Here is a 26160-nt window from a genome sequence, read left to right on the forward strand (position 1 = left end):
CGGCCCATCTAGGGGCCTCTACGAGCCAATTGGAATCGTAATTCGCTAACCCCCTCAAGAACACCTCCTGGCGCCACCAAAAAAGCCCGACTTTCTTCTCTCTTCCTCCTCAATAGGCCCCTAACAGGCCCGGAGAGGCCCCGAATCGGGCAATTCGCTAACCTCCGGCTTTTTGGGCCCTTTTTGGGGTTAGCGAATACGGCAGCAATATGGACGATGCCCATTCCTCGGGCTTCCGGGCACTTTTTGCAGATTCGCTAACCCCCTCCTCCTCGCAGCCCCGAAAAGGCAGTGCCCTAAAAAGGGCCTCTACGGCCCGTTTAGGGGCATCGCACCTTCGCGGAGCGCGAAAACGAGACAAAAGCAAAAGGTGAAGGGAGTATGACAACCGGCCGCGTCGCCACGAAGGGTTCACAAAGGCCCTTGACGTTGCCCTTCGCCGTTGCCCTTGCCCTTCGCCGTTCCCCCTCGCCACCGCGTGGAGAGGGGGACAAAGGGGGTGAGGTGCCTTTCACGGCACTACCTTGGCTGCTGCGACGCCGTCGCCCGCCAGCGGTGTGGTCACATCCTCGAACACGTTGCCCCGCAGCAGCACCCCGCCGGTCGAAGGCTGGATCTCGATCCCCTGGTCCGCATGACGAACGGTGCAGTGCTCGATCAGCGCATCCCGGGTCGTGCCACTCAGACGCAGGCGAGCGTTGCTCTGTAGGACGTTGCGCCGGAACAGGGCGCAGCGCGACAGCGGCCCCGGGTAGGTCGCATCGTTGTTGCCGGTGATGCTGCCCATGAAGGCGCTGCGCGGACCGTAGCCATTGCCCTCCACGATCTCGTTGTCGAGGAACTGGCAGTACCAGGCCGGTTGCCAGCCCCACTGGTGCGGGTTGAGGCCCCAGGTGATGAAGCCGTCCATCCGCGTCCCACGGTTCCCGGCCACGATGGTATCGACGGCGCTCCCGTAGAGCTGGAAGGGCCCGCCGTCCTCGAAGCTGTTCCCGATGAACAGGTGCCGCCCGCGATGCGGGACGATGGAGATCAGCGAGGTGTCATCCGGGGCGATGTCCCAGGGGCGGTCGATCTCCCAGTTGCGCCCCTCATTTTTCACCACGGTTCGCCACTGGCCGGTGCCGGTTCCGTCGAGGATCAGCAGCATCGCTCCCGTCCAGTCGGTGTGCGGCTTCGGCGCGTAGTCCTTGTAGGTCGGATCGGCGGCGAGCACCACCTGCTTGCCCTGGGTCTGCGCGACCTTGCCGAAGTACGCTCCGCCGCCGGCGTCGAGGGTCATCATCTCGCGGTCGGCCCCGTACATCTGCGAGAGGCGATTGTGGGCGTAGTAGAGGTTGCGCGAGTAGTTGGTCCAGAAGGTTGTGATGTCATTCCCGATGGACAGCAGGTTGCAGCCGATCACCTGGTTGTCCTCGAAGATCATCCGGTCGACGCGCTCGAGGCTGTAGCCCCGGCCGCCGTAGCGCAGGACATTCCGAGCCACCAGGCCGCCGCCCTGGGAACGGAACAGACGCAGCGCGTAGTTGGAGGCATACAGGTCGCAGTCGGTGACCGCGAAGTTCCGCCCCCGCAGCATCACCGCAGCGCCGCAGGTCTTGTGGGAGGTCGGTCCCTTGCGTCCCCGGAACTCCTTGCCGATGTCCTCGATCATGAAGTAGCAGTTCGCACGGATGCGCACCGACTCGATACGGATGCCCTCGGCGGCGTCGGTGTCGGCGATCACGTTGCGATGGTTCTGGCAGTACAAACTCAGGTTCTGGAGCCGGAAGTGGCTGCCGGTGATCAGCGCCGGCGGAGGCTCCTCCATGTCCGGCCAGTAGAGGCTCACGAGCCCCATGCCCTCGCCGCGCAGTGTGATCCCGTCGGGCAGGTCCAGCGCACCCTCGACCTTGTAGCGGCCGCGCGGGAAGTAGACGACGCCGCCACCTTCTTCAGTCGCCCTAACGAGGGCGGCACGAATCGCCTGGTCCGAGTTCGCGCCGAAGTCCTTGACGTTGTAGACCTGCTCGCGCCACGGCTTCGGTAGGGTCACGGTCAGCTTGCCGGCGCTTCGCCAACTCGCCGGGCCGCCAAGGCCATTGTGGACCCACACGGTGTAGTCCGTCGGAGGCAGGGAAGAGGGGAGAGCGAGGTTGAGGCTGTAGCAGTCGGCCCTCGTCGGCTGCAAGGTCACCTGCACACCCTTGCTGTCGATCAGAACCACGGTGGCCGGAGCATCGAAGGCCAGGCACTTGCCGAAGACTCGGAGCCACCCACCGGACGAGGCGCCGAAGCCCTGGTCACCTTGCACCCACCACGGATCGGGCCGGTTCGCGAGCGCGGGTCGCGAGACAGCCTCGCCGACTCGCACGCGAACCGCGAACACACCCGGTCTCCAGTCCGCCGGGATCACGGCCTTCACACACCGGGCGTCCGCCTGCAGCACTTCGAGGCGCTGCCAGTCACCGGCAGGAAGCTCCGCGTCGGCAGTGGGCGCGCCGCAGGGAGAGTCTGGCAGACGCAGGCCTTCGACCTGCGATCCAGCCTCGAAGCCGCCGCCGAAGATCACGACCGTCTCATCCGGGCGCACCGGGTCTGAGGCCCAGAGGATCGTCGGGCTTGGTGCGGCAAGGGCGACTGCGCCCAGCAGGGAGAGGAACAGGCAGGACAGTGAGGGCAGCGCGGCGGAAGACATGAGCGGCACTCCCTTGCGGGGGCCTCAGCGCGTCAGGGCCTTCTCCACGTCCTCCTGGCTGAGCCCCTCAATCTGCACGACCTTGTCGCGCGACTTCTCCCCGGCAATCAGGGTGAGGTCGGCGGGACGCACGCCGAGAGTCTTCGCCAGGAACTTGAGCAAGGCCTTGTTCGCCGCGCCCTCGACCGGGGGAGCCTGAAGACGCACGACAACGGCGTCGCCACGACGCTCGGCGACTTCGTCCTTCCGGGCACGAGGGATGACGCGGATTTGGAGGCGAGTGGACGGCATGGTGGTGTAGGGGTACCGGGAGAGATGGCCAGGCCGGCCTCTTGTGAGGCGTCTACAACCCGGCGGCCACGAGCAGCAGGAAGGCCAGCAGGTTGTGCAAGCCGTGGGCGACAATCCCCGGCCACAGTGAGTGAGTGCGTTCGTAGACCAACGCGAGCATGATCCCCATCACCGCCACCGTCGCCATGCCGCCGAGGGCCAGGTTCAGGTGTGCGATCCCAAAGATCGCCGCGCTGATGGGTAGCGCGAGGATGGGGTTGAAGCTGCGGCGCAGTCCGGCGTAGATGAAGCCCCGGAAGATGATCTCCTCCGCAGCCGGCGCCAGCACACAGGCGATCGCGAACCGCACGAAAAGCTGGGGCCCGCTCGGAAGGTCCTGGACCATCGCGGCTCCGAAGAGCATCTTCGCCCAGGACCCGCCCAGCATCAGCGCAAGGGCCGCCAAGGATGCCAGCATCATGCCGTAGGCACCCAGGCCGGTTGCCAGGCTCCGCAGGATGCCCGGTGCACTGCGCACGCCGAGAGCCTCCCAGGGCTCGGGCTCCCCCTGGTGCATTCGCCACCCGATATACGCGGCCGCAAGTCCGCAGATGAACAGGTACGAGAGCAGCGCTGGAAGCGCTGCAGCCCAGCTTCCGTCTCCAGCAATGTGAACCCGACGGGACAGCTCCAGGATCGTCACCCGGGCAAGGGCCATCGCGCACAGAAGCACAGCCCCGAGCTCCGCAGCGTCCACGGATGACCAGGTGACCTGCGGCCACGGAAGCGTTGAGCGTGGCGCCGGCGGCCGCAGCAACCAGCGCAGTACATACCGGATAAGCAGCGCCGCGCCGACCAGGAGCAGCAGGCCGTAGGCCAGGCCGACGAGGAGTAGCAGCCCGGCCGAGTCGTTGGCCGCACTGGTCGCCTCAGCCTCGAGCGACTTCGCCTGCCCGATGACTCCCAGCCGTCGGAACAGGTCCGCCTGCGCAAGCAGCGACGGCCAGCCCCCATAGCCTTTCAGCACCTCGGCGGCCTGGAGCAGGGCCTTCCGGTCCACCGACCGCGTGTCATAGACCGCCGAGACCGCCAGGTACAAGTCGCCCCGCGCTTCATCGTTCTGCACCAGCTTGCCCAGGAGCTTCAGGGCCTCGTCGGCATTGCCGCGTCGCGCATAGATGACCGCCAGTCGCAGTCCGGCGCGGGCATCCGGCGACTCACTGCGCAGAGCCGCTCGCTCGTAGCAGGCGATGCCCGACTGCACGACGTCCTCGGGGTCAACACTCAGGCGGCCGTTGAGATGGGACTCCAGGTCTCCGAGCGCCCGGCCGAGTCGGTAACGCAGGTCGCCCTGAAGCAGCCAGCCATCCGGCCCGGGTTGCTGCGGAAGCTGCGTTGAAGCGCTGTGCGGCTGGTAGCTGACCAGCCCCGCCGCCATCGCCAGGAGCGCAGCAATCAGCCCCACACGCTGCAGCGCATGGCGGTGGTCGTGATGCTCAAGGGTTGGTGGGTACTGGTTCGGGTCGGCCACGTCTCAGGTCCTCTGTCGTTCTGACGGTTCGCGGGTAAGCAAACACCTCTCCCGGCCTCACGGTTTCCAGGCCCTGCGAGCCTTCCGGCCCGCGCAGGAGAGGTGCGAGTAAGCAGGTGAGCAGCTCAGGCGCCGAGTTCCTGCGACCGCTCCGTGGCTGCGATTACAGCCTCGATCGCGGCGGAGCGCAAACCGGCCGCCTCGAGTTCGCGGACCCCGGCAATGGTAGTCCCGGCGGGCGAGCAGACCATGTCCTTGAGGATAGCCGGACCGTCGCACTCGACGACCCACTTCGCCGTCCCGAGCACCGTCTGCGCTGCGAGACGCTGAGCGACCTTCCGAGGCAGCCCTGCTGCGACGCCGCCATCAGCCAGCGCCTCGATGAAGATCGCGACGAAGGCCGGACCGCTGCCCGACAGACCGGTCACCGCGTCCAGCAGCTTCTCCTTGAGTTCCTCGGCTGCGCCAACTGAGTTCAGCCAACCGTCGACAAGTGCCTTCTGGCCGTCGGTCACGTGCTCATTGGCAGCGTAGCCGAAGGCGCCCTCGGCCACCTCGCACGCGAGGTTGGGCATCACGCGGAGGATCGGCGCGTCGGCGCCAAAGAGCTTCGCGACCCGGGCAATCGGTACACCGGCCATGATTGACACGACAAGCTGACCGGCAGGCCGGGCGCTGACCGCGGGCGCGAGGGCCGTCTCGAAATCCTGAGGCTTCACCGCGATCAGGACCACGGCGCTCTCGGAGACGACCTGCGCAGCGTCGGCCACGACGGTGACCTCGGGGCAAGCCTTCTGCAGTGCTTCGCGAGCAGCGGGAACCAGGTCGGCTGCGATGATCTGGCCGGCCGTGAGCGCTCCACGGGCGATGAGGGAGCGGATCAGGGCGCCGCCCATCTTGCCGGCACCAACGACACCAAGCTGGTAGGTTGCGTCAGCCATTGTGACCACACTCACAGGAAGGGCTCCGCAAGGGTCCACACGAGCCGCCACTTCGTGGCAGCCCGCTGTGTGAACCGCGGAGCCCCAGGGTTCTTGGAGGCACGTTTTGCGTAGACGCCCTAGTCCTCGGTGCTCTCGTCGTCGCGTTCGTACCGTGGCTGCCCGAGCTGGCCGCCCTCGAGGACAAGGCGCTGGATGGGCATGTCAAAGGGAGCGCAGGCGTAGACCCAGCTCCCGATCTTCTTCATGAAGCCGCTCATCCCGTAGGTCACGCCGCCAAGGAAGTCACGGATTCGGCGTGCGTCTTCGGGATTGCAGTTCTCGAGGTTGAGGATGACAGGTATGCGGCGCTTGATCTCGTTGGCGATAGCGGTCGCATCGTCCATGTCGCGGGGTTCTGCGCGGACCAGTGGACAGGCCGCCTGCGCGGCACTGTTCTGCGGGGAGAGGGAGTAGACGCCTTCTTCCTCTTCGTGTACCAAAGCCTGCGGATCAGCGTCTTCTGCGTATTCCCCGTGAAGACCGAGGCCGAACAGATCAAGGGCCCTGTTCAACACATTGCGCCTCATTGCGAGGTCCCTCCTGCTGTGACGGATGCTGTAGTCAGTAGTTCCGTGAGTGGTTACGAGTGCCGACCAACTTCGGTCGGCGTGGTGTCGACATGTGCGATGTTGACTTCTGCCCCGGTGTCACTGCAAGCAGGCCTGCGGCGCCTGTGCGTCACGGTCTGTTCCCCTGATACTGCTCGAATCGCGCCCTGCTACCCGCTGCCCCTGGTCGACTACTTCGGTGGGCGTGGACCGAAGATCGCCGTGCCCACCCGAACCAGTGTTGCGCCCTCCTCGACGGCCACCTCATAGTCCTGTGTCATGCCCATGGACAGCTCTGCCATTGCCCCCTCTGGCAAGCCGACCGCGAGCCTTTCAGACAAATCCCGGACCTGTGCGAAGTACTTGCGGCAGGCTTCGGGTGACGCCCCCAGCGGCGTCATCGCCATCAGCCCTCGTAGCTGTACCCCGGGCAGTTCCGCGATTTTCTCGGCGAGAGGAGCCACCTGCTCGGGACTCAGCCCGAACTTGGACTCCTCGCCGGCAATGTTGACCTCAAGGAGCAAAGCCTGGCGTCGCTGCCGCTCGCAGGCACGTCGGTCGATCTCGGCAGCCAGCCGCTCATCCTCGACCGAGTGGATCAGCTCGCAGAAGGAAGCCAGGTACTTGACCTTGTTCCGCTGCAGGTGGCCTAGGAAGTGCCACCTTGGGTTGCCGTCGACCTGCCCGCCGAACTCCCGCCACTTGTCGACAAGCTCTTGAACGTAGTTCTCGCCCAGGTGATCCGCGCCGGCCGACATTGCCAGCCTGATCTCCTCGGGCGACCGTGTTCTCGAGACGGTAACCAGCGTGACCTGCTCTGGACTGCGGCCGGCTCTTCGAGCCGCAGCAGCAATCCGGTCCCTGACTTCACGAAAGGCCGCGCCGATATCGTGCATTGGGCGTCAAGCAACGGCAGCTCCAGGCCTGCTTGCAGGCCCGGGTACAGCGCCGCTACTTCTTCTCCTCGCCCTCTTCCTCTTCGTCAAGGTCGAGCGCCTCCAGCGACCAGTCGGCGAAGTCTTCCTCTTCCTTGGGCGCCGCTGCCGGAGCCGCGGGAGGTGGTGGCGGAGGCACCGCACCCTCAACCTTCTTCACCGGAGGTGGTGGCGGCGGCAACGGAACCGACTCCTCCTCAGCCTCCAGTGCGCCCAGAGGCGGCGGCGGGAGGAAATCCTCGTCACTCAGATCAAGGCCGGGAGCCGGCGGCGGTGGTGGCGGCAGCTCCGCTTCTTCCAACCCGACTACGCCGGGCGGTGGTGGTGGAGCGAACTCCTCTTCTACTTCCTCGACCACACCGGGCGGCGGTGGTGGAGCGAAATCTTCCTCGGCTTCCAGCTCGGCCATCCCGGCGGGCTCTGCCGGTATCTCCAGGATCGGCCCCGGAATGGCCGCAGCAGGCACCTCTTCAACCGGTGCCTTGGCCGGTGGCGCGAAGCTCTCAGGCGCAACCTGTTCGGCGAGTTCACTCACGAACTCGTCCTCTGCCCCCTCGGCAAAATCGCCGGCCTCCTCGAAGTCACCAGGGCCGGCTCCGACGCCGCCAGGCTCGGGTCCGAGTCCCATGCCTCCAATGGCATCCGCAACCTTCTCAGCCAGCGCCGCAGGGGCTGGAACGGCCACTGCCCCCGCCTCGATGGCCACGCCGCAACTCTTGCAGAAACGTGCACCCCGGGGATTCCCCGCCCCGCAACTGGGGCAGTGCATTCCTGCGTCCGGGGTGGCAAGGTTGGCCAGGCACATCAGACATGCGGCTCGAGTGGGTGGGTTGGCATATCCGCATCGCGTGCAGATCATTGCGGGCAAAGGTATCACGCCTTATCACGCAGACTGGGAACGCGGCGAACTCCGGCGAATCCCGCCACGAGGCAGTATAGCCCTGCCCTGCAAGGGAGTCAAGAAAAGCCGCTGGTGTGCACGCAAAGCGGCAGCCAGGGCCCTTGCGCCTTGTCCACGCGAAGCGCCAACAGACAGAAAAGGGGGCAGCCTCCGCCGAGACTGCCCCCTGCTGAGCAACCGTCTACCGTCCCTCTACTTGTCGCTCGGTGCGTCGATCTTGACCCAGCGCACCTCACCCTCCTGGCGCGGAACAACGACCATCGAGTACGGCTGAGTCACCACCGTCAGCGCTGCAGCTCCGGCGGCCGGGGCCTTAGTCCACACTTCGGCTCGCAGCCCCTTTTCCTCCGTCCAGACACTCTCGATGTGCACCCCGTAGCCACTGGTCGCCTTGGTGCCCAGGAAGGTCGCAAGGATCATGTTCTTGGTGAAATCCACTGCGGGCAGCTCGGGCACGGGAGTCTTCCCGGCGTTGACGCTCTTCCAGAGCGCCTCGAACTCCTTGGCGTCGCGGATCACCTTTTGGCCCGTGAGCTCCGCCGCAGCGTAGACCCCCTCGAACCGTGCCAGAATCTCCAGCTTGCCCGTGTCCTCATAGCGGACGCCGCGACGCTCGGCCTGTCGCTGGACAACGCCGACCAGGATGCTGTCGAGGTTGTTCTCCGTTGAGCCGACCTGCGCAGCGACCGGTGCGCCAGCCGCAGCAGCGAAGTCGGACCGCTCCGGTCGCATGCCGCCGGCCACCGAGGGTCCTGCTGGGACGGCCATCGCAAGGGTCGAGGCAGGTGCTCCCGGCATGGCGGGAGCAGTAGTCATCGGCGCCGGAGCCGCAGCAGCAGCACCGGCGGCAGCCAGACGGTCAGCTCCGGCCCGCCAGTCGGCGGCAGGTGCTCCTGGCGCTCCCGCTTCGCCCTTCATGGCGTAGGTCCGTCCGGCACTCTCCAGGACCGTCGTCGTGCGGCCCTCGGCGTCGGCATAGGTGCGCTTGTAGGTGAGCGCGTTGAACGTGCCCTCCGCGGCCTTGGCGAAGCTCTTCTCGAGGAACTGCGCATCCGCGTCCGCCAGTCCGCTGCAGCCGATCACGTTGACGATGATCCCCAGATCCAGCGCCTTGGCGATGTCCTTCTTGTAGTCGAAGTCGTCCGTGTAGTCCAGGTGGGGCGGGGCGTCGAGGATCACGAACATCGTCTTCTCAACCTGCGGGTCGGGGCTCCAGTTCACCTTGTTCACGGCCACATGCAAAGCCTCAACCACACTCTCGGCGTAGTCCCCGCCACCACCGGCCTCGATCTCCTTGATGGACTTGACGAGGTCGTCGATCTCTGTCGTGAGATCGATGGTCTTGGTGACGTAGGCGTCGCCCCGGTCTCGGTACAGAACCAGTCCGAAGCGTGCCTCAGGAGTCGGCTTGCCCGAGGCGATCTTGGCGACCATCTCGCGAACCTTGTCCTTGACGACCTGGATCTCATCACTCATGCTACCCGTCGTGTCGATTACGAACAGGACGTCCAGACGCGGCGCCTTCTGTGCAGCCGTCGCCGGCGCGGTGGCCGTCTCTTGCGCGGCAAAGCACTGGGCGCCGAGAAGAAGCAACAGGGCAACCAACAGGACTCTGGGGTTCATGGGCTCCCACCTCCAGGATTCTTGCGCGACTGCCCTTTGGACGGCGCCTGGCGCGAGAGAGTTCCCGCCGGATGACGACGCAGAATCTGCGACACCCCCTCTGGACATATGAGCCGGGAAAGGCGATAATCTGTTCCAGGTTGGTGGGTTGGGTGGAAGTTGTGACTACGATAGACCTTGCCTGGTTCGGGTTTTACCTTCCAGTTGTGGTGGGGAGACTCGCGAAGGCAGCATGCGAAACGTCGCTGAGGGCGAGTGACGGAGAGGTCCGGAGGCTCTGCCCGCGAGTTGCAGGCTGGGGAGAAGATGGAGAACCGGGGCTAGATGCGGTCCAGAAGGCGACACAAGAAGCGCAGACGGTCGACAGGGACAGGCCGGCGCTCAACGGCCGTGCTCGTCTGCTGTGCGGTGGTCCTCCTGGTGGCAGTCGGCTCCCTGGGTGCCGCAAAGCTTGGTGGTGCCTGGGCGCTTGCCCACACCCGCATGGTGGCCGCCCGTTTCCTCGCCTGCAACCCTCTCGCTCTTGCTCTCGCCGCTGAGCAGCCCAAACCGGAGGACTTCGACTGGGGACGTGTCGAGGAGGCCGCCTGGCTCGCCACCGTGAAGACGCAGGGACTCCCGCCGGCCGATGTTGAGGTGCGCGTCGACAAAGACCTCGGCTATGTCACCGTCGTAACCTGGGACTACTTCCTCTCGACCGTCAAACGCTACCCCAAGAGGCCGCCCACTCAGCACGATGCGGCGAAGGCCGCTGTCGGCATCTTCGGCGAGAGAGCCGGGCTGGTGGTCGACCCCAAGGCCGTCCGGGTGGAGGCCTCAGAGCCCGAGAACCCGCGCGGATATACCTGTCTGGCCTCCGGTCGGCTCAAGAACGGACGGTGCTTCGTCGCAAGTGTGCAGTTGGGGATCAACGACCTCCGACCCCTGCGCTTCGAGAACATGATCATCTCCCAGGAGAGCCCCGGCCGCTAACTCCGCCAGTTCACACCTCGACGTGCCTCCGCCTTCTCAATGCCCCTTCCCACAGCAAGGCTCTGCCTCTACCGTAACCGAGGCCGGTTGCCGCTGGCTGCGTGCGCTCTTGAACATGTGCAGCTGCCATACGCAGGCGGCCAGCAGGACTGCGGCGGCCATCGCGAAGGGCAACCGCAGGTTGACGAACTGGGCCGCGACGCCCCCGATCAGTGGACCCAGGACTCCGCCGCTGCCGAGCACCGCTTCATGCAGCCCACTGGTCTTGCCTCGACCCTCCTCGCGTCCGTGGAGAGCGTAGAACAGACTCCCGACGTAGGTGATCCCGCCGCAGGCACCGGCAAGAGCGAAGCCAACCATGAACAGAGCGGGGCTCGCAGACACTACGGCGCAGATCATCCCCACGGCGGCGAGCGCTTCACCGGCCAGCATCGGCCAGAGCCGGTACTGCCAGCGCTGCTCATAGCGCGTGTATACGAAAACGAGAACCTGCCCCAGGCGGAAGGCAAACAGGAGCCAGCCCACCAGCGGGACGGTGTACTGCAGCTCGTGACCCAGCTTCGGGAAGAGAGCGCCGACGATGCCGCCGGCAAACCAACTGGCGAAGTTGCCGATCCAGGCCAGGTGCAGGAAGAGCGTGCCGTCTTCGTGCTCCGCGAACTCCTCCGCACCGGTGTCCGTTGCCTGCGATGCACCACGAGGGATCCCTATCAGCCACGGGACTAGCGCCAGGGCCAGGGCAGCGGGTACGTAGAAGGGCCACAGTGGCCCCAGGTTCCACAGGTACCCGCTGGCCACCGGACCGATCATGAGGCCGGTCGCCCACAGGATGTTGAACAGCCCCAGATTGCGACTGAGCTCCTGGCGCCCGCCGGTGGTCAGCTCGGCGATCCACGCCTGCACCGAAGGCCAGAACAGCGACAGCGCTGCGCCGGAGAGCGGAACCGCGCACAGCACGTACTTCCACGAGCCCAGATTCGGCAGCACGATCCAGGCCAGCGTCGTGCCCAGACAGGCCACTACCGCGCAGCGACGACGACCATAGCGATCCGACAGGCCACCCGAGACCAGGCAACCCAGGGTGTAGGTCACCGAGCTCAGGGTCGCAAACAGCCCCAGGACCACGTTCGGGGCGCTGAGCTTGTAGATGCCCATGTTCTGGATCGCGAGGCTCGTCATGGCCACGTTCATGTCCATGCAGAAGCATGCGACGATCAGCCTGCGGGGAGGGGCGAAGAGGCGCTGGCGTAGGGTCACGGCCTGGGGCTCCGTTCAGAGGGCCGAAGGCCCTGGATCAGTTGAGTGCTTGTGCTCGACGCGCAGTCAGGACGCGGGGCTTCCCTCGGTCGCATGCCGCCACAGCGCCCCATAGGCGAGTTCCATGAGCGTCTCGAGGTTCTCCACGTCGGCCCGGTTGTACTCCACTAACAGCTCCAGCGCCTCCGAGCTTCCCCGCTGATACTCATGCCACAGCCGCACCGCGTCCTCGCCCATCAGCCCGGCAATCTCGTCCTTGCGCGCAATACCCAGGCGTCGCTCAATGGCCTTCAACCCGCCATGATGCCCCAGCCGTGCCAGGGCATAGCGCAGGTCGATGTGGAGCTGGTCGAAGATATCCCCGAAGCGCCGGCGCAGGAAAGGCAGGTCAAAGGTCGCCCCGTTGAAGGTCACCAGGAGGCTGTAGCCATGGAGGTCTTCCGCGAGCTGGTCGAGGTTGTCGCCGGCCACGTAGGTGTGAGTGCGAACTCCATCATACAGGCCTACGACGGTGACGCTGTGGTAAAAGTCCATCCCGTCGGTCTCAATGTCCAGGTAGCCGACTCGCTGACGGAACTCCGGGAAGGCTCGCCACTGATCACGCGCATGCAGCAGTTGGGCGAAGTACCGGTGATCGCCCGCGGCAAGGCTCCTCAGCGACCCCTCGACAATGTCTTGCATGAGTTCCCAGCGTGAGGCCGAGAAAGACCGCGGCGGACCAGGTAACGCCAGCGCGTCCGTCCAGGAGTGTACGCCACGCTGCCACAGCCGCTGCTCGGTCGTGTAGCCGATCCCGGGAACATGCAAGAAGGTGTGCGTCAGCATGGGTGTTGCAGCTCCTCAGGCGAGGATCTCCTGCAGGGCTCTGCAGACGACCTGCGTATCCTGGGCACTCACGTCGCGATGGGTGACGAATCGAATCGCCGCCTTGTCGCGTGCGGAGGCCTTCACCTCATACTGTGCCAGGCGGTCGCAGAGCTGCGGTGCCGTCATGTCCTCGCGGCATACCCGGAAGAACAGCAGGTTAGTCTGTACGCTCGCCAGATCGATCTCGATCCCCGGGAGTGTGGCAAGCGTCTCGGCGATCTGCCGGGCGTGGATATGGTCCTCGTGCAGGCGCGGGATGCCCTCCTCGAGAGCCATCAACGCCGCAGCGGCGAGGATCCCGGCCTGCCTCATTCCGCCACCGACGACCTTCCGTGCCCGCCGGGCTTCCTTGATGAAGTCGCGGCTGCCGACGACCATGCTGCCGATCGGGGCGCCGAGACCCTTGGAGAAGCAGAATTGCACCGAGTCCGCACTGGCTACCAGGTCCTTGGCCTTCACGCCGAGGTAGGTCGCCGCGTTGAAGATCCGAGCGCCGTCGATATGCAGCGGCGCTCCATGCCGATGAGCGACCTGCGCGACACTGGCGATCTGGTCACCGTCAAGAACTGTCCCGCCGCAGTTGTTGTGCGTGTTCTCCAATTCCACGAGGCCCAGACGCACGCGGTGAATCTCGTCGGGCGGAACGGCGGCCTCTACCTCGTCGGGGTCGAGCGCACCATACTTGCCCTGGAGTGGATGCACCAGCAGGCTGCAGATTCGCGCCAGACCGCCCTGCTCGTAGACGACGATGTGGGCCAGGTTGTGGCAGATAACCATCTGACCCGGCTGCGTGTGGGCCATCATCGAGACCAGGTTGCCCTGCGTACCGGAGGTCACCAGCAGCCCGGCTTCCTTGCCCATCAGCTCGGCGCAGACTTCCTCCAGGTGGTTGACCGTGGGGTCCTCACCGGAGACGTCGTCGCCGACTTCGGCGCGCATCATGGCCTCCCGCATCTGCGGGGTCGGCAGCGTCTTGGTGTCACTGCGCAGGTCGATCATGTCCGCAAACCTCCGAAGGTGCAAAGGGCCGCAGACCGAAGTCCGCGGCCCTCTGGAAGGGTTGTCGATAGCACGTCCTGGGTCACGGGCTCAGATCCGTTTGGGCTTGCGCCTAACCTTGGCCAACACTCGCGGCGCTACGGCGATGCACTTGGTTACCACGAAGGCGAGAACGTAGATCCACAGGATCAGGTAGGCCCAGCGCACGGTGCGCGATTCGACCGTGAAGGTCTGCGGCTCCGGGCCGATCTTCGCTTCCCACTCGACGCGATTGCCCTCCACCTTCCCCGGCGGGGTGGAGGTGGTGATCGTGCCGGGCATCCGCACGATATAGTGGAACTGCGCCAGCTCCTGGCCGTGGACCTCGACCTCGGTTGCATCGCCACGGTCGAAGGTCAGGGCTTCCTTCCACACATGCGTCGAGAAGATTGAGAAGGGGCTCTGGAGGATCCCCATGTTGGTGACTTCGGCCTGGCTGACCTTCGCCAGATTGGCGGTGTTCGTATCGCGCCAGGTGAGGTAGTTACCGCCCTCGGAGCTCTGGCGGCAGAACTCGGCCCCCGGAAGGGCACGGGTCAGGTACTTGTCGAGTTCGCTGCCACGGCCCACAGCGCCACGAGCATAGACGAGGCGCTCGCCGGAGCCGTCTGGGTTCAGGTGAGTGATCACCCCGGCCTGCTGGCTGGCCGACAGGAGCAGGTAGGGCACAGCGGCAAGGGTCCAGATTGGTGACCGTCGGCGTAGGTTCATGAGCCCATCTCGTGATCCGCGAAGATGCTTGGCCAGGGCAGTGCACACGGCAAGGGCCGCCTAGGATTCCCCGCTGTCCGACGGAGAGCCCTTGCGACGCAGGAGCAGCCAGGCAAGGACGAAGCCGAGGGCGAAGTCCAGGATCAGAACGACGGCCTTCGGAACGTCCGCGTGGAGGCCGAGGAAGCTCAGCCGAGTACTGGGCCAGTTCTCCACCACGAGAACCACCAGGATGAGAACCGCCAGGCCCAGGAGGAAGTTGCGCAGATTCCACGTCGGCAGCCGCAGCTTGTGCATCGCACCGGTCACCGGCGCAAAGGCTCGGGCAGCCAGTCCCGGCTTGCGGGCAGACATGACATTAGCCGGCTTCTCGGCACCCTCTGCCGGCGGAAGCGGAGTCGAAGGCTTGGGTGCTCCCGGCGTCGGAGTCTTGGCGGCTGCAGCCGGTTCGGGCTTAGGCGCAGGAGCGGCCGGTTTCGACTTCGGCTTCACCGGCTCCTCGTTTTCCTCATCGAGTTCGAGTTCAAGGTCGAGATCGTCGTCGCCCACAGCGTATCGGCTCCCTCACAAAGTGCTGGGATGGCGGCCAAGCGCTACGCGTCGCCGGTTAGGCTCTCCAGCCCCAAGCGACGAGTGGTCTTCACCGAGCATGTTCCCTTAGGCCCTCAGTTGTCGGACAAATCGGCGCTCTTGCGTCGGGACTTTAGCCACAGCCCTAACCCCACGAGGCCCAGTGCCAGGCAGATTCCCGTCGCGGGCTCCGGCACTGAAGCCTGCGCGTACTTCGCCGCTCCGCTGGTCGCGTCCAGATAGGCGATCCGCGGTGTCGTGCCGTTGAGCAGCTCCAGCGCACTGTAGTACCCCACAGACTTCCCACTCGGTGCATCAACGACCTGTACGTCCCACGAAGTCCCGTTCCAGGCCGCAAACTTCAGCTTGCCTACGCCGCCGGTGGTCGGTACCGAGTAGTAGCTCACACAGGGCAGGCCGCTTGAGTCCAACTCCAGTGACGAGTACCAACCGTCGTTGGTGGGCGACCCATCCACCGTCTGCGCATGCCAGCCGGTCTCATCCTCATACGCGTACCGCAGGTCCTGACCGGTCTCGGCCCAGTAGGTGATATGGGCGCGATTCGCGCTGTCAAGGGCCAGCGAGGTGTGCTGACCCACCAAGGTGTTCGTCGGGCTCTGACCGTCGACCGTCTCAATCTCCCAGCCCGTCGCCGTCTTCATCGCGTACTTGAGATTGGTGTTGGTCGCGTCGTAGTAGGACACGTGCGGACGATCGTAGGCATCCAGCCGCAGGCTCGCGTAGCGACCGACGTCGCCAACGGTGTCCACCTGCTCCACTTGCCAGGTCGTCCCGTCAAAGTGCGCGTACTTCAGATCGCCGTTGGTCCGGTCGTAGTACGCGATGTGCGCACGTCCCAGGCTGTCGAGGGCGATGCTGGTGTACGGACCAACCTCGTTCGACCCGCCTGTATCGACCGTCTGACGGCTCCAGGAGCTGCCGTCGTAGGTAGCATACTTCAGATCGTAGGTGGTGGTGCCGGACGAGTTGCGCTCCTCGAAGTAGGAGACCTGCGGCCGGTTCAGCGCGTCCAGCACGATCGAGTTGTACTTGCCGACCCACCCGGCGCTATCGGCTGCTGAGGACTGCCAGCTCGCACCGTCATAGGTCGCACACATCAGGTCCTGGGACGAGCCCTTGTAGTAGGCGATCCAGGGCTGGTCACCGGCTCCGAGCGCGAAAGACAGGTAGCTTACGTTCGGCACATCCGTCGGCAAAGTCTCGGTCTGCCACATCATGACAGCCCCTGCCTCCGTCATGACCGCCATGAGGAGGGCAGGTACAAGCAACCTGCGCAACACAGCAAATCCCCCCGAATCTTGCTGTACGCACGACCTGGGCCTGCTCGATTCATGCAGGCGACTTCACGATGGATTGTCGTCAAAAACGCATACGGTTGCGATTCTAACTCCGTGCCATCTTATACCACAAACGCCCCGGAGTAGCAAACAATAGACCCTGCGCAGCGGCGGTTAGAGAACCCTCTTGAGGCTTCCTGAACACAGCCGTTACAGGCGCCTTTGCGACCCAGACTTGCCGACTCGCGGCGAAGCGGTTACCATAGGGCGCTGTAGGTACGGCCGTAACCCCTCGTCTTGCGGGAGGGCCCCAAAAACCATGTTCCGCCATCACCTTGTCATGACCCTCGTCCTCATGAGTGTCGGCTGTGTGGGCGCGCTCCTGGCCCCGGCAGCCCTGGCCGTCGAATGGAAGGACTACGCAGAGTTCCAGCACACCTCTGCCTTGCCCGGGAACGGCTATGCTGTCAACGAGAACGGGCAGGTCGGCTTCCTCGGCGCCTTCCACATGAACGTTCCCTGCGCCTATACGCCCTGCAACGGGAACTACGCGGCCTGCTACTACTCGGGCAGCAACGACTCGGCGCTGCGGTTCTCCACCGGCGGCATCAACACCGACAGCACCGGGATGATCGGCCTGGGCTTCGGCAAGCCGGGCGCCGGACTGTACCTCTCCGAGACCTTCGTCGAGAGCCGCCTGTCGGTCAATTGCTTCAACTTCCAGTGGCAGCTCCACGACGAGACCCGTGACGTACCCGCCATCGCCGTCGGCGTCCTGGATATCCTCGACCAGCGTGAAGCCCATCTCGGCGAGCCCCACGGTGCGCGCAGCTTCTACATCACCATGACGCGCAAGATCGCGAACACTAGCGCGCCCGTCTACACCAGCCTCGGCTTCGGCAGCGGACGCTTCGAGGATCGCCCCTTTGGCGCGGTGTCCTGGTTCCCGACGGACTGGGCGATGCTCGGCTTCGAGTACGATGGTCGGATGCCGCGTCCCCAGGCGGCGCTCAACGTCTACACCACCGACAAGTGGAAGGCCACGGGTGCGATCGGCTGGTCCAACTTCGAGCGCCCCGTAGTCGGCTTCAACATCACCTACAGCAACTAACAGCACGCGCTTCGCAAGCAGCAAGAAGGGGCCGGACGATTGTCGTCCGGCCCCTCTCGGTTCTACAGATAGCCGGGTCGATCCCCGCTGCGCCTCCTCAAGCCATGTACCCGAGGTCTCTGAGCCGTTGCTCAACCTCCGGCGCAACCGGTCCCTCATCCTCCGGAAAGAACCCATAGAACGCCTGCCCCGACAGCCATTCGTCGAGCTTCTTCTCAAGCCGCTGGGCTTCCTGCCGCTGCTGGTCGACGAGGTTGTGCTCCTCGCGCGGGTCGGAGGCCAGGTCGTAGAGCCGGCGCTCACCACGACCGTTGCGCACGAGCTTCCAGCGTCTCTCGCGGGCACAGGCGATCTGGACGTTGTGACGGTCGAAGTCGAAGGCGGGCTGATGCCGTTTCTCCCGATCAACCCGCTCCTGAGCAAATCCCCGTCGCTCGCAGAAGGTCACCTGGTGCCCGTCCTCCGGCGACCTTGCCGAGAACACGTTCACTGTCGGCGCTGAGCTCTCGTCCAAGGGCGGCGCTCCGGCCAGGCTCGCAAGCGACCGTCCCACGTCGCGAAGCTGCACCATCCCCTGCGCCCGGCTTCCCGGCTCAAGAACCCCCGGCGCACGAATCACCAGCGGCACGTGAAGCAGGCCCTCGTTCACCCCGAAGGAGTGGCCCAGGTAGCCGTCTTCACCGAAGAGGTCGCCGTGATCCGCCAGGACCACAACCACCGTGTTGTCCTTGACCGCCGCGTAGGCCGGGCTATTCAGTATCTGTGCCAGCAGCGAGTCCTGGTACGCGATCATTCCGTCATACAGCCCGGCAAGAACCTCGTAGTCCGCCGCCGAGGCCTTGGTCATGAAGTTGTACATCCGGTGGGCGCGCAGAGCCGTGGCAATCTGCCCGAGCCTCGTGCGACCCCCGTTGGCAAAGCGGAAGGTGTAGGGCTGCCGTGCGCCGTAGGGGCAATGGGTCTCGTCATAGTGCAGCACCGACAGGAAAGGCTGTGGCAGGTCGGGAAGCGCGTCGAGGAAGGTCTCGGTGAGTTGCCGCCCACCCTTGTCCGTGAGGTACAGGGGCTTGGTCAGCCAGCGCAGAGCGCGAATCTCACCCTTGCCATGCCGAACCTCCTCAAACCGCGTGAAGCCCCGTCCGTAGCCATGCACCGGCAACATGTACGGGTTCGTTGAGAGGGCGCTCGTATGGTACCCGGTCGCCTGCAGGACTTCCGCAAGGGTCGGCATTCCCTCGGGCAGTCGCGTCCGCTCTTCGCAGTTATGCTCTCGCCCACACAGGCCTGTGAAGAGCGCACCCACGGAGGCGGGTGTCCAGCCGCCGTCAGCGATGGCCTGCTCGTAGACGCAGGCCTCCTCGGCAAGACGGCTCAGCGTCGGCGCCGTCTGCTTCGAGTACCCGTAGAGAGGCAGATGGTCGGCGCGCAGAGAGTCGAGGATGATGACAAGTAGGTTTGGCCGATCAGTCATAGGCGTTATCTCAGACAGTGCCGGCTCGCTCAGGTTCCGGCGGGTCGGTTGAGAACGGAGTTATACAACTCTGTCAGCTCACGGGCGATCTCTTGCGGGTCATTGTACCTGCGAAGGCTCTCATGGCCCCAGGTGATCTGCCCCTCTCGCTGATGGTGGTGGTAGGCGTCCAGAAAGGTCTTGGCCACAAGCTCCGGAGTGACTTCGGTCTGCTCCGCGTGCTGATCGCCAAAGTTCCAGGCCAGCGCCTCGGGCAGGTTCTCCTCGGTGACCTCGCCGTACAGCCCCAGGACGCCGAGACCCACGACGCGACGGTTCATCGCCAGTCCCTCGAGGGCCACATAGCCGGCTCCGACCACCAGGTCTGCCTCGGCCATGAAGGGACGCGGGTCGAGCACAACAGGATAGGCCGAGGTCGCCCTGCGACCTGCCTGGCGATTCAGTTCCCGCGCTTCCTTGCGGGCAGCGGTCAGTCGCGAGCCACGGCCGCCGAGAAGCGTCACGGACAGCTCGGGAATCTCCCCGGCCAGGAGCGACACTGCCTGCAGAGCCGCGAACCCCTGATGACCCTTGCTGCGACTCAAACGGGCGCAGTAGAGCACGCGAAATCCCGCACCTTCCCGAGGCGCCTCGGCCGGGTGGCTGTCGAGGTCCACGGGAAGCCGCGACACGTACAGGCGTTCTGCCACCTGCGGAAACCGGCGGCGCATGAACTCGGCATTGGAGGGGTTCATCACGACGATGCGGGAGGCGTAGTCCAGGCCTGCGCCGGCATCCTTCAGGTTGGTCATACTGTGGATGTGCATGACCAGCGGCACGCCCAGACTGCGACAGGCCGGTTCGGCCTCCCGGGCGCAGGTGGTCGTCTGAGCCACCACCAGGTCAGCCTTCCACGCCCGCAGCGCCCTGGCGATGACCTGCGTCGACCAGCCTTCCAGGGGCGGATGCCAGGCTGCCTGCGCGAACAGACTCCGCGTGGCGCCCCAGAAGGGCCCGCGGCGACTCACCAGGTAGCACTCGTGGCCCAGGCGATTCAGAGAGGGCACAAGGGATCGTAGGTAGGTGTTGAGACCGCCCACCTTGGTATGGCGGTCTACGAAAAGAATGCGCATTGCAGAATCTGTCGTCTCCGCTGAAGGGGTCGCACCTTCGTCCAGGACGCAAAACCGTCTTGCGCCGGACCGTGCGAGGCGTCTACCTCACAGACCCCGGGGTCGCCGGTGCCTCGGGAGTGGCTCCCGGCGTGACCGCAGGCAGTCCGAAGGTGGGCGAGATCTCGACGCCGCCGACCGTTGGCGTCCAAGTAGGAAGTCCCGTGGTTGGCGTGCCCTGCAGGGCCGTCCCGGTCTGCGGGAGCATCGACCCGGTGCCCGTCACGCCGGCGCCGGGCAGCACGGTTCCCATCGCCGGTACCCAGGGATTGCCCAGCGGCGCGGTCACTGTCGTGCCCGTCGGCTGCTGAAGGCCCTCAAAGCCCGGGAGAGCAGTCGGTGTCGGCACCGTGCCCCAGGTCGGCGCCACCTGAAGGGGACCCCAGGCCGCTCCGGGTTGTTCCGTGCCTACAAGGGGCTGAGCGCTGGGCGCAACGCCGCTCGTCATGCCCGTCCAGGGGCCTGCTGCCGTCGTGGTGGCGGGGGAGGCCGGCAGCCACGGGTTCCCCGTCGGCACCGCCGGATTCTGCGACAGTCCTTCGATCGGCGCGGGCATCGCCCAACTTCCGGTCCAGGCACTCGCTCCGGCGGAAAGCCCGCCTTGGTCACCGGAGGCAGGGAACCATCCCGGCTGAGTGCCGGTGATCCAGGCCGAGCCCTGCGCCGGTGCGGTCGTGATGACGCTGCCATCCCAGGGGTTCACCGCTGAGACGGTACCGGCTGTGGTGCCCCAGGAGGGCATCTGAACGCCCGCCGCATAGGGCGAAGCGGCCATCCCACCCCAGTAGCCGGAGGGTGCGCTGCCGCCAGGAACGATGCCCTGCGAGGTCATGGGCCAGCCGGTCGCTGCGCCGACCTGTCCGGCTCCCTGATAGGCTGAGTACCAGCCACTGCCGACCAGACCGGACTCGCCAACCTGGGGAGCTGTGCCGGCCCAGGGATTGGCCGCCGTCGTCGGGGTCTGGCCGAGGCCTGTCCAGGCGCCGGAGACGAAGCCGGCTGCCAGCGGCGACAGGCCCATGAAGGACGAAGCAGCGTCGGCTCCGGGCGTAGCCTGCGGAGTCGCCGCCGGGGCCGCCTGACCCCAGCCGGCCTCGGGTAGCCCCGAACCGAGAGGGCCGACGAAGGGAGTAGTCACCGGTAGGCCCGTGATCTGCGCCACTGCGGGAAATGCCAGACCCGTCACGAGCACCAGGACTGTGAGCGCTGAGCCCTTACGCATGACGATCACCTGATCCCTCACCTGCATCCGCCGTCCAATGGCGTTTCACATACTTCACCGTAACCATTATACGTCATTGCCCTCCTCTTGACACCCCTTGCCCGGGCTGGCGCTTGTCCACTTCTCGGGAGGGGCGTGACTGGAGTCGCCCTCCGGCACCCGGCCGCTGCGGAGGAGCATACCAAGCGTCCAGCATCCCAACTACTCCCCTTCTCCACCCCTGTACCTCACCCTGGTCTCGCTGCCGCTCAACTCTCCCTCTCCCCTCGGCAGAGGGCAGGGGTGAGGGACCGCGCCTTTCGCCGTTGCCTTTGCCGTTGGCCGTCTCCCCTCGCCACCGCGTGGAGAGGGGACGGGGGTGAGGTGCCTTTGGTCGTTGGCCGTCTCCCAGCCCCTCACTTCCGGTACTGCTCGGGTGCCAGGTACACGCCCACTGACCGCAGTCCGGGACCCGTCGTCGCCTCGAAGACCAGCCGCAGCTTGCTGCCGGTCACGGGCTTGGGAAGGAGGTCGATCTTCTTGTGCCCGATGCTGGTACCCTCGTGAATTCGGTGCCAGTCCGTGCCGTCCCACAGGTCGATCGCATACTTCCGAATCCGCTGACCTCGCTGGATGGCCTCCATCGTCACCACACGGTCGAAGGTGGTGGGCTGACCCAGGTCGATCTCGATCCACGCTTCCGGGTTATCGGCGGCCGCAAGCCAGTAGGTCGCCGGATCCTTGTCGACGGCTGCCGCAGCAGGCTGAGCGCTCTGGGCGCTACTCACTGTGACCAACTTGCCCGCAGCAAGGTCCGTGCCGTAGATGCTGTCCAGCGCCTGCCGGAACTCGCGCAGCCGCTGTACATCCTGCTCGGGAAGCAGGCCGCGATTGTCGGCCGCCACATTCAGCAGTAGCCCGGCGCCACGACCCACCGAGCCGTGGTACATCCTCAACAGGTACTCCACGCTCTTGAGCGTGTCGGCGTCGTTAGGGTGCCAGAACCAGTTCTGCCGAATCCGGGCGTCGCACTCGGCGGGCCACCAGTAGTCTTTCCCGCCGACGTCGACCACATTCCACAGCGGGTCGGGCGCGAAGCCGTTCTCATTGCCGACCCACTTGATATCCGGGACGCCTGCGATGGCCAGCAGGCACTTGGGCTGCAGTCGGTTCAGGGTCTGGCGGTAGGCCGTCCAGTTGTACACATGGCCCTGGCCGCCGGCGCCGTCGCACCAGAACTCCATGATGTCCCCGTAGTTGGTCAGCAGCTCGGTCATCTGCGCCAGGTAGTAGCGGTCGTAGGTCTCGTTATCGGCATAGCGCGGCTCGTGACGATCCCAGGGTGAGAGGTACAGCCCCAGCTTCAGGCCGGCCTCGCGACAGGCCTGCGCAACTTCCCCAACCACATCGCCCTTACCGTTGCGCCACTTGCTCTTGCGGACGCAGTAGTCGGTCTGCTGCGTGGGCCACAGGCAGAACCCGTCATGGTGCTTGGCGGTGAGGATCAGGTACTTGAACCCGGCCTCCCGGGCCGCGGCGGCCCACTGGCGCGGGTTGAACTGCTCCGGGTTGAAGACCTCCGGCGAGGCCGTGCCGTCGCCCCACTCCCGGTCAGTGAAGGTGTTCGTGCCGAAGTGGCAAAACATCCCGAGTTCCATGTCCTGCCAGGCCAACTGCTCGGGTGTGGGAGTGTCCCCGGCAGGTCGTTCAGGCGGCCAGGCTGCCACTGCCTGGGTGGAGAGAAGGGCGACCATCAGCAGGACCAGAAGAAGGGCCATGAGTACCTCCCGCGAACCTTCAAGCACTGGGGTTCGGCAGCGCTTCCATGCTGCCTCACCCTCACCGTCCAGCTTCGACACCTCCCCGGCCGTCACCTTGGCCGCCTCGGTTGAGGTCGACAGGCCAGGCCCTTACCCGCTCCCTAATGAGAGGCCGTTGCCTTGGTCTCTTGCCTTTGCCGTTCTCCCCTCGCCACCGCGTGGAGAGGGGCCGGGGGTGAGGTGCCGTTGCCTTTCGCCCTCGCCACTGCGCATCATACAAGGGACGGGGGTGAGGTGCCGTTGCCGTGCGCTGAGGGCCCGTCACCTTGCACGCCTCGGTTGAGGTTGGCAAGCTCGGTGACAACGCGTATCATGTAGAGCGTTGTGCCGACGACCGCCCCGGCCTTGAACGACTCGGGCCCTTGAAGGGCCCTTCGGAGCACTCACGACCTCACACGACCTACCCAGGAAAGGACGATCCTCTTGGAGCGCATCAACTACGAGGGCTGGCAGGACTGCCTGCGGCTGACCAACGGTTCCATGGAGCTTGTCGTCACCACCGCGATTGGGCCGCGCATTATCCACTGCGGCTTCGTGGGCAAGCCGAATATGTTCGGCGTCATGGACGAGACCAAGGGCCTCACCGGTGGCGACGAGTGGCACCTCTACGGTGGCCATCGCCTCTGGCACTCGCCGGAGATCAAGCCCCGCACCTACTCCCCGGACAACTCACCCATCGAAGCGCAGGAGGACGGCGAGTGGCTGCACCTGGTCCAGCCGGTGGAGCCTGAGACCGGCATCGGCAAGGAAATGCAGATCCGCCTCGACCCCGCGGAGAACCGCGTCGACCTCGTTCACACGCTGACCAACCACGGCTGCTGGGATGTGGAGCTTGCCGCCTGGGCCCTGACCGTGATGGCCAAGAACGGCGAGCTGATCTGCCCGCAGCCGCAGGGCGACATGGACGCACTACTCCCGAACCGCTGGCTGGTGCTGTGGCCCTACACGAACATGGCCGACCCGCGCCTGACCTGGGGCGAGCAGTATATCCGGATGCACCAGCGCACCGACATGACCCGCAAGTGCAAGTTCGGCCTCAGCAACGAAGACGGCTGGCTGGCCTATCTGGTCGGCGGCGACATGTTCGTGAAGCGCTTCGACTACGAGCCCGAGGCCGAGTATCCCGATGGCGGCTGCTCCGTTGAGCTCTTCACCAACCAGTCCTTCATGGAAGTCGAGACGCTGAGTCCGATAGCCAAGATCGAGCCGGGCGGATCGATCACCCACATCGAGCGCTGGTACCTCTTCGACAACGTGGCGGTAGATGAGACGGAGAAGTCGATCGAGAAAGAGGTCTTCGCGCGGGTCTCAACGACGGAGTAGTGGTCAAGCGGAGACGACTTGCAGAACACACAGGAGCCTTGTCCGGGGACACCGGGCAAGGCTCCTATCCTTTGTGCATACCCTACGACTCGGGGCGGATGGCCACCACAACCTGCGACGGGCGCAGGACTCGCTCATGCAGCTTGTAGCCCTTGCGCAGGACCTTCAGGATGGTACCCTCGCAGGGCTCCTCGACGGCCTGGCTTTGGACGGCCTCATGCACCGCGGGGTCGAAGAAGACGCCCTCAGCGGGAATCTCCTCCAGCCCGTAGCGGCTCATGACGTCCCGTAGTTGGGCGAGGACCATCTCGTAGCCCTTGCACACGATCTGCGTCTCTTCGGTGGCTTCGGCGGCGTCGCAGGCCATCTCGAAGTGATCCAGCACCAGCAGCAGGTCGAACAGGAGCCGCTCATTGGCGTACATCATCTGCTGGACGCGGTCTTCCTGCGTCCGCCGCCGGTAGTTCTGCAGCTCTGCCAGGGCACGCAGGCGACCATCCTGCTCCGCCGCCAGATCGGCCTCGAGTTGGGCGATTCGCTCCTCGCAAGTCGGCTCTGCCGAGACGGGCTCCTCTACGAGTCCCTCGACAACGGGCTCCGCCTCGGCCTCAACTTGCTCCTCGGCTTCCCCGGCTTTGGGCAGACCTGCAGCCTCCCCAGCCTCAACCTTGATCTTCCGTTTCCGGGTTGGTTCGTCGAACATCCCACTACCTCCGTGACAACGCGCCGGTCCGCTTCAGCGACCCGGTTCCCGACGCGTGTAGTACGTGCAGCCAAACCCTCTATCGCGACACTCCTCGGGGCATCACACTTGCTCCGGTCCCGGCTGCGGCTGCGAGTCCCGTTTGCGGATGACGGTGTTGATGCGCAGGATCGCCTCCGCAATCTCCGCCGCCGCTTCGAGAGCATGGATCTTCACCAGCGCCGGGTCGACGACGCCGGCCGCCATCATGTCCTGCACCTCGCCGGTGTCGCAGTTCACACCATACAGCGCACTGTCCTCACTCGTCTGCCGTGCGCTGACCTCCTCCACTTTCTCGAGCGGGTTGAAGCCGGCGTTGGCGACGATCTGTGCCAGCGGTCGCTTGAGCGCCTCGGCCACGCAGTCCAGTCCATAGGCCGCCATGCCGCTGACTTCGGCCCGGACACGCTGCACGGCACGCATGGCGCCGATCTCACTGGCGCCACCGCCGGCGAGGATCCCGCCACGCAAGGCGGCCTGCACGGCTGCCGCAGCATCCTGGGCAATGCGCTGGCGCTCCTCGCGAACTTCACGCGTCGCAGCACCGACGAGGATGGTGGCCGCCGGTTCTCCGGCTCCACCGGTCACCCGCAGGTGTTCCAGCTTCTCGTCATAGACCACGCTTTCAGCCTGGCCGAAGCACTCTCGCAGCTCGCGAGGCGCCTTGCGCAGGCCGGAGCGCTTGATGATGCGGGCCTTCGTGTGTTCGGCGATCCGGGCCATGTCCTTCGCCATCATCCGCCGCACCACCAGGATGCCCGCTTCCGTGAGCGCTTCCTCCGCGGATTCGGCCACACCCTTGCGCACGAAGATCACGTTGGCGCCGAGCGAGGTCAGCGAGGAGATCTCCTCGGCGAAGTCCTTCTGCAGTTGCATGTAGCGCTCGAAGCCTGCCTCGGTGCGCAGGGCTTCCTCCTCAACCTGCTCGGCCTCCAGCGCATCGTCCACCAGCAGGATCGTGGCCGGAGTCAGCTTCGAGGGCATCTGCCGGTTCAGCGGCTGCTTGTCAAGGATGAGACCCGCCACGACTTCACTGCTCGCGCCTTCCTTGGCCAGTGCATTGTCGGACAGCCGGAAGGCGGGATCGTGCAGCAGCTTCTCCATCGGGAAGGCCGCCGCTGCTCCGAGGGCGAGGTCGGCGATCAACTCGTCCTCGCGTC

Annotated in this window: 23 protein-coding genes; 3 read left to right on the forward strand and 20 right to left on the reverse strand. The window is 65.5% G+C overall.

Features of this window, described 5'->3' with window-relative positions:
* Positions 1-511: 511 nt before the first annotated feature.
* The 8 genes from ABFE16_00005 to ABFE16_00040 all read right to left on the reverse strand — a co-directional run bounded on the left by ABFE16_00005 (position 512) and on the right by ABFE16_00040 (position 9468).
* The gene (locus tag ABFE16_00005) at positions 512-2677 is read right to left on the reverse strand and encodes a glycosyl hydrolase family 28-related protein (protein ID MEN6343652.1); all 2166 of its coding nucleotides are present in this window, start codon (positions 2675-2677) and stop codon (positions 512-514) included.
* 24 nt (positions 2678-2701) lie between these two features.
* Positions 2702-2968, reverse strand: a complete 267-nt coding sequence (locus tag ABFE16_00010; protein ID MEN6343653.1) for a DUF167 domain-containing protein — start codon at positions 2966-2968, stop codon at positions 2702-2704.
* Positions 2969-3020: 52 nt separating this feature from the next.
* Complete coding sequence (locus ABFE16_00015; GenBank protein ID MEN6343654.1) at positions 3021-4478, reverse strand: type II CAAX endopeptidase family protein; 1458 nt, start codon at positions 4476-4478, stop codon at positions 3021-3023.
* 125 nt (positions 4479-4603) lie between these two features.
* On the reverse strand, positions 4604-5419 hold the full coding sequence (proC, locus tag ABFE16_00020; protein ID MEN6343655.1) for a pyrroline-5-carboxylate reductase: 816 nt from the start codon (positions 5417-5419) through the stop codon (positions 4604-4606).
* Between the two features lie 119 nt (positions 5420-5538).
* Positions 5539-5988 carry a cell division protein SepF gene (locus ABFE16_00025; GenBank protein MEN6343656.1) on the reverse strand — a complete coding sequence of 150 codons (450 nt, stop codon included), beginning with the start codon at positions 5986-5988 and terminating at the stop codon, positions 5539-5541.
* A gap of 212 nt (positions 5989-6200) precedes the next feature.
* Entirely contained in the window at positions 6201-6905 is a 705-nt protein-coding gene (locus ABFE16_00030) for a YggS family pyridoxal phosphate-dependent enzyme (protein ID MEN6343657.1), read from the reverse strand.
* Positions 6906-6960: 55 nt separating this feature from the next.
* Positions 6961-7650: a hypothetical protein gene (locus ABFE16_00035; protein ID MEN6343658.1), complete on the reverse strand. Its 690-nt coding sequence runs from the start codon at positions 7648-7650 to the stop codon at positions 6961-6963.
* Positions 7651-8037: 387 nt separating this feature from the next.
* On the reverse strand, positions 8038-9468 hold the full coding sequence (locus ABFE16_00040) for a VWA domain-containing protein (GenBank protein MEN6343659.1): 1431 nt from the start codon (positions 9466-9468) through the stop codon (positions 8038-8040).
* 420 nt (positions 9469-9888) lie between these two features.
* On the opposite strand from ABFE16_00040, the gene ABFE16_00045 reads away from it, so the two are divergent.
* Complete coding sequence (locus ABFE16_00045) at positions 9889-10440, forward strand: hypothetical protein (GenBank protein ID MEN6343660.1); 552 nt, start codon at positions 9889-9891, stop codon at positions 10438-10440.
* Between the two features lie 36 nt (positions 10441-10476).
* On the opposite strand, the gene ABFE16_00050 is transcribed toward ABFE16_00045, so the two are convergent.
* From ABFE16_00050 to ABFE16_00075, 6 genes are all read right to left on the reverse strand, one after another.
* Positions 10477-11697 carry an MFS transporter gene (locus ABFE16_00050; protein ID MEN6343661.1) on the reverse strand — a complete coding sequence of 407 codons (1221 nt, stop codon included), beginning with the start codon at positions 11695-11697 and terminating at the stop codon, positions 10477-10479.
* Between the two features lie 66 nt (positions 11698-11763).
* On the reverse strand, positions 11764-12522 hold the full coding sequence (locus ABFE16_00055; protein MEN6343662.1) for a ribonuclease H-like domain-containing protein: 759 nt from the start codon (positions 12520-12522) through the stop codon (positions 11764-11766).
* Between the two features lie 15 nt (positions 12523-12537).
* On the reverse strand, positions 12538-13563 hold the full coding sequence (locus ABFE16_00060; protein ID MEN6343663.1) for a GntG family PLP-dependent aldolase: 1026 nt from the start codon (positions 13561-13563) through the stop codon (positions 12538-12540).
* Between the two features lie 90 nt (positions 13564-13653).
* On the reverse strand, positions 13654-14313 hold the full coding sequence (locus tag ABFE16_00065) for a hypothetical protein (GenBank protein MEN6343664.1): 660 nt from the start codon (positions 14311-14313) through the stop codon (positions 13654-13656).
* A gap of 60 nt (positions 14314-14373) precedes the next feature.
* A complete protein-coding gene (locus tag ABFE16_00070) occupies positions 14374-14862 on the reverse strand; it encodes a LapA family protein (GenBank protein ID MEN6343665.1) in 489 nt (162 codons plus the stop codon).
* 116 nt (positions 14863-14978) lie between these two features.
* Positions 14979-16121 carry a PEP-CTERM sorting domain-containing protein gene (locus ABFE16_00075; protein ID MEN6343666.1) on the reverse strand — a complete coding sequence of 381 codons (1143 nt, stop codon included), beginning with the start codon at positions 16119-16121 and terminating at the stop codon, positions 14979-14981.
* Positions 16122-16500: 379 nt separating this feature from the next.
* Between ABFE16_00075 and ABFE16_00080 the strand changes: the two genes are divergently transcribed.
* Positions 16501-17292 carry a hypothetical protein gene (locus ABFE16_00080; GenBank protein MEN6343667.1) on the forward strand — a complete coding sequence of 264 codons (792 nt, stop codon included), beginning with the start codon at positions 16501-16503 and terminating at the stop codon, positions 17290-17292.
* A 97-nt stretch (positions 17293-17389) separates the two neighbouring features.
* Here the strand turns inward: ABFE16_00080 and ABFE16_00085 are convergent, their stop codons facing one another.
* From ABFE16_00085 to ABFE16_00100, 4 genes are all read right to left on the reverse strand, one after another.
* On the reverse strand, positions 17390-18763 hold the full coding sequence (locus ABFE16_00085) for a sulfatase-like hydrolase/transferase (protein MEN6343668.1): 1374 nt from the start codon (positions 18761-18763) through the stop codon (positions 17390-17392).
* A gap of 29 nt (positions 18764-18792) precedes the next feature.
* Positions 18793-19875 (reverse strand): glycosyltransferase family 4 protein, encoded by a 1083-nt coding sequence (locus ABFE16_00090; GenBank protein MEN6343669.1) that lies wholly within the window; start codon positions 19873-19875, stop codon positions 18793-18795.
* Between the two features lie 82 nt (positions 19876-19957).
* Positions 19958-21136 (reverse strand): hypothetical protein, encoded by a 1179-nt coding sequence (locus tag ABFE16_00095; GenBank protein MEN6343670.1) that lies wholly within the window; start codon positions 21134-21136, stop codon positions 19958-19960.
* 395 nt (positions 21137-21531) lie between these two features.
* The gene (locus ABFE16_00100; protein MEN6343671.1) at positions 21532-22893 is read right to left on the reverse strand and encodes an alpha-L-fucosidase; all 1362 of its coding nucleotides are present in this window, start codon (positions 22891-22893) and stop codon (positions 21532-21534) included.
* A 465-nt stretch (positions 22894-23358) separates the two neighbouring features.
* Between ABFE16_00100 and ABFE16_00105 the strand changes: the two genes are divergently transcribed.
* Positions 23359-24258, forward strand: coding sequence for a hypothetical protein (locus ABFE16_00105; protein MEN6343672.1), 900 nt, complete (start codon positions 23359-23361; stop codon positions 24256-24258).
* An 82-nt stretch (positions 24259-24340) separates the two neighbouring features.
* Here the strand turns inward: ABFE16_00105 and grpE are convergent, their stop codons facing one another.
* Positions 24341-24961 (reverse strand): nucleotide exchange factor GrpE, encoded by a 621-nt coding sequence (gene grpE / locus ABFE16_00110; protein ID MEN6343673.1) that lies wholly within the window; start codon positions 24959-24961, stop codon positions 24341-24343.
* A 102-nt stretch (positions 24962-25063) separates the two neighbouring features.
* A partial coding sequence (locus ABFE16_00115; protein MEN6343674.1) for a TCP-1/cpn60 chaperonin family protein occupies positions 25064-26160 on the reverse strand: 1097 nt, incomplete at its 5' end.

The organism is Armatimonadia bacterium (genome assembly GCA_039679385.1).
Taxonomy (GTDB): Bacteria; Armatimonadota; Zipacnadia; order Zipacnadales; family JABUFB01; genus JAJFTQ01.

Bases quoted from the DNA above. Each gene is read 5' to 3' on its own strand.
- ABFE16_00095 (MEN6343670.1), bottom strand. From the start codon at position 21,136: ATGCGTAAGGGCTCAGCGCTCACAGTCCTGGTGCTCGTGACGGGTCTG.
- ABFE16_00075 (MEN6343666.1), bottom strand. From the start codon at position 16,121: ATGATGTGGCAGACCGAGACTTTGCCGACGGATGTGCCGAACGTAAGC.
- ABFE16_00010 (MEN6343653.1), bottom strand. From the start codon at position 2,968: ATGCCGTCCACTCGCCTCCAAATCCGCGTCATCCCTCGTGCCCGGAAG.
- ABFE16_00085 (MEN6343668.1), bottom strand. From the start codon at position 18,763: ATGACTGATCGGCCAAACCTACTTGTCATCATCCTCGACTCTCTGCGC.
- ABFE16_00005 (MEN6343652.1), bottom strand. From the start codon at position 2,677: ATGTCTTCCGCCGCGCTGCCCTCACTGTCCTGCCTGTTCCTCTCCCTG.
- ABFE16_00060 (MEN6343663.1), bottom strand. From the start codon at position 13,563: ATGATCGACCTGCGCAGTGACACCAAGACGCTGCCGACCCCGCAGATG.
- ABFE16_00100 (MEN6343671.1), bottom strand. From the start codon at position 22,893: ATGGCCCTTCTTCTGGTCCTGCTGATGGTCGCCCTTCTCTCCACCCAG.
- ABFE16_00055 (MEN6343662.1), bottom strand. From the start codon at position 12,522: ATGCTGACGCACACCTTCTTGCATGTTCCCGGGATCGGCTACACGACC.
- proC (MEN6343655.1), bottom strand. From the start codon at position 5,419: ATGGCTGACGCAACCTACCAGCTTGGTGTCGTTGGTGCCGGCAAGATG.
- ABFE16_00065 (MEN6343664.1), bottom strand. From the start codon at position 14,313: ATGAACCTACGCCGACGGTCACCAATCTGGACCCTTGCCGCTGTGCCC.
- ABFE16_00080 (MEN6343667.1), top strand. From the start codon at position 16,501: ATGTTCCGCCATCACCTTGTCATGACCCTCGTCCTCATGAGTGTCGGC.
- ABFE16_00025 (MEN6343656.1), bottom strand. From the start codon at position 5,988: ATGAGGCGCAATGTGTTGAACAGGGCCCTTGATCTGTTCGGCCTCGGT.
- ABFE16_00040 (MEN6343659.1), bottom strand. From the start codon at position 9,468: ATGAACCCCAGAGTCCTGTTGGTTGCCCTGTTGCTTCTTCTCGGCGCC.
- grpE (MEN6343673.1), bottom strand. From the start codon at position 24,961: ATGTTCGACGAACCAACCCGGAAACGGAAGATCAAGGTTGAGGCTGGG.
- ABFE16_00090 (MEN6343669.1), bottom strand. From the start codon at position 19,875: ATGCGCATTCTTTTCGTAGACCGCCATACCAAGGTGGGCGGTCTCAAC.
- ABFE16_00030 (MEN6343657.1), bottom strand. From the start codon at position 6,905: ATGCACGATATCGGCGCGGCCTTTCGTGAAGTCAGGGACCGGATTGCT.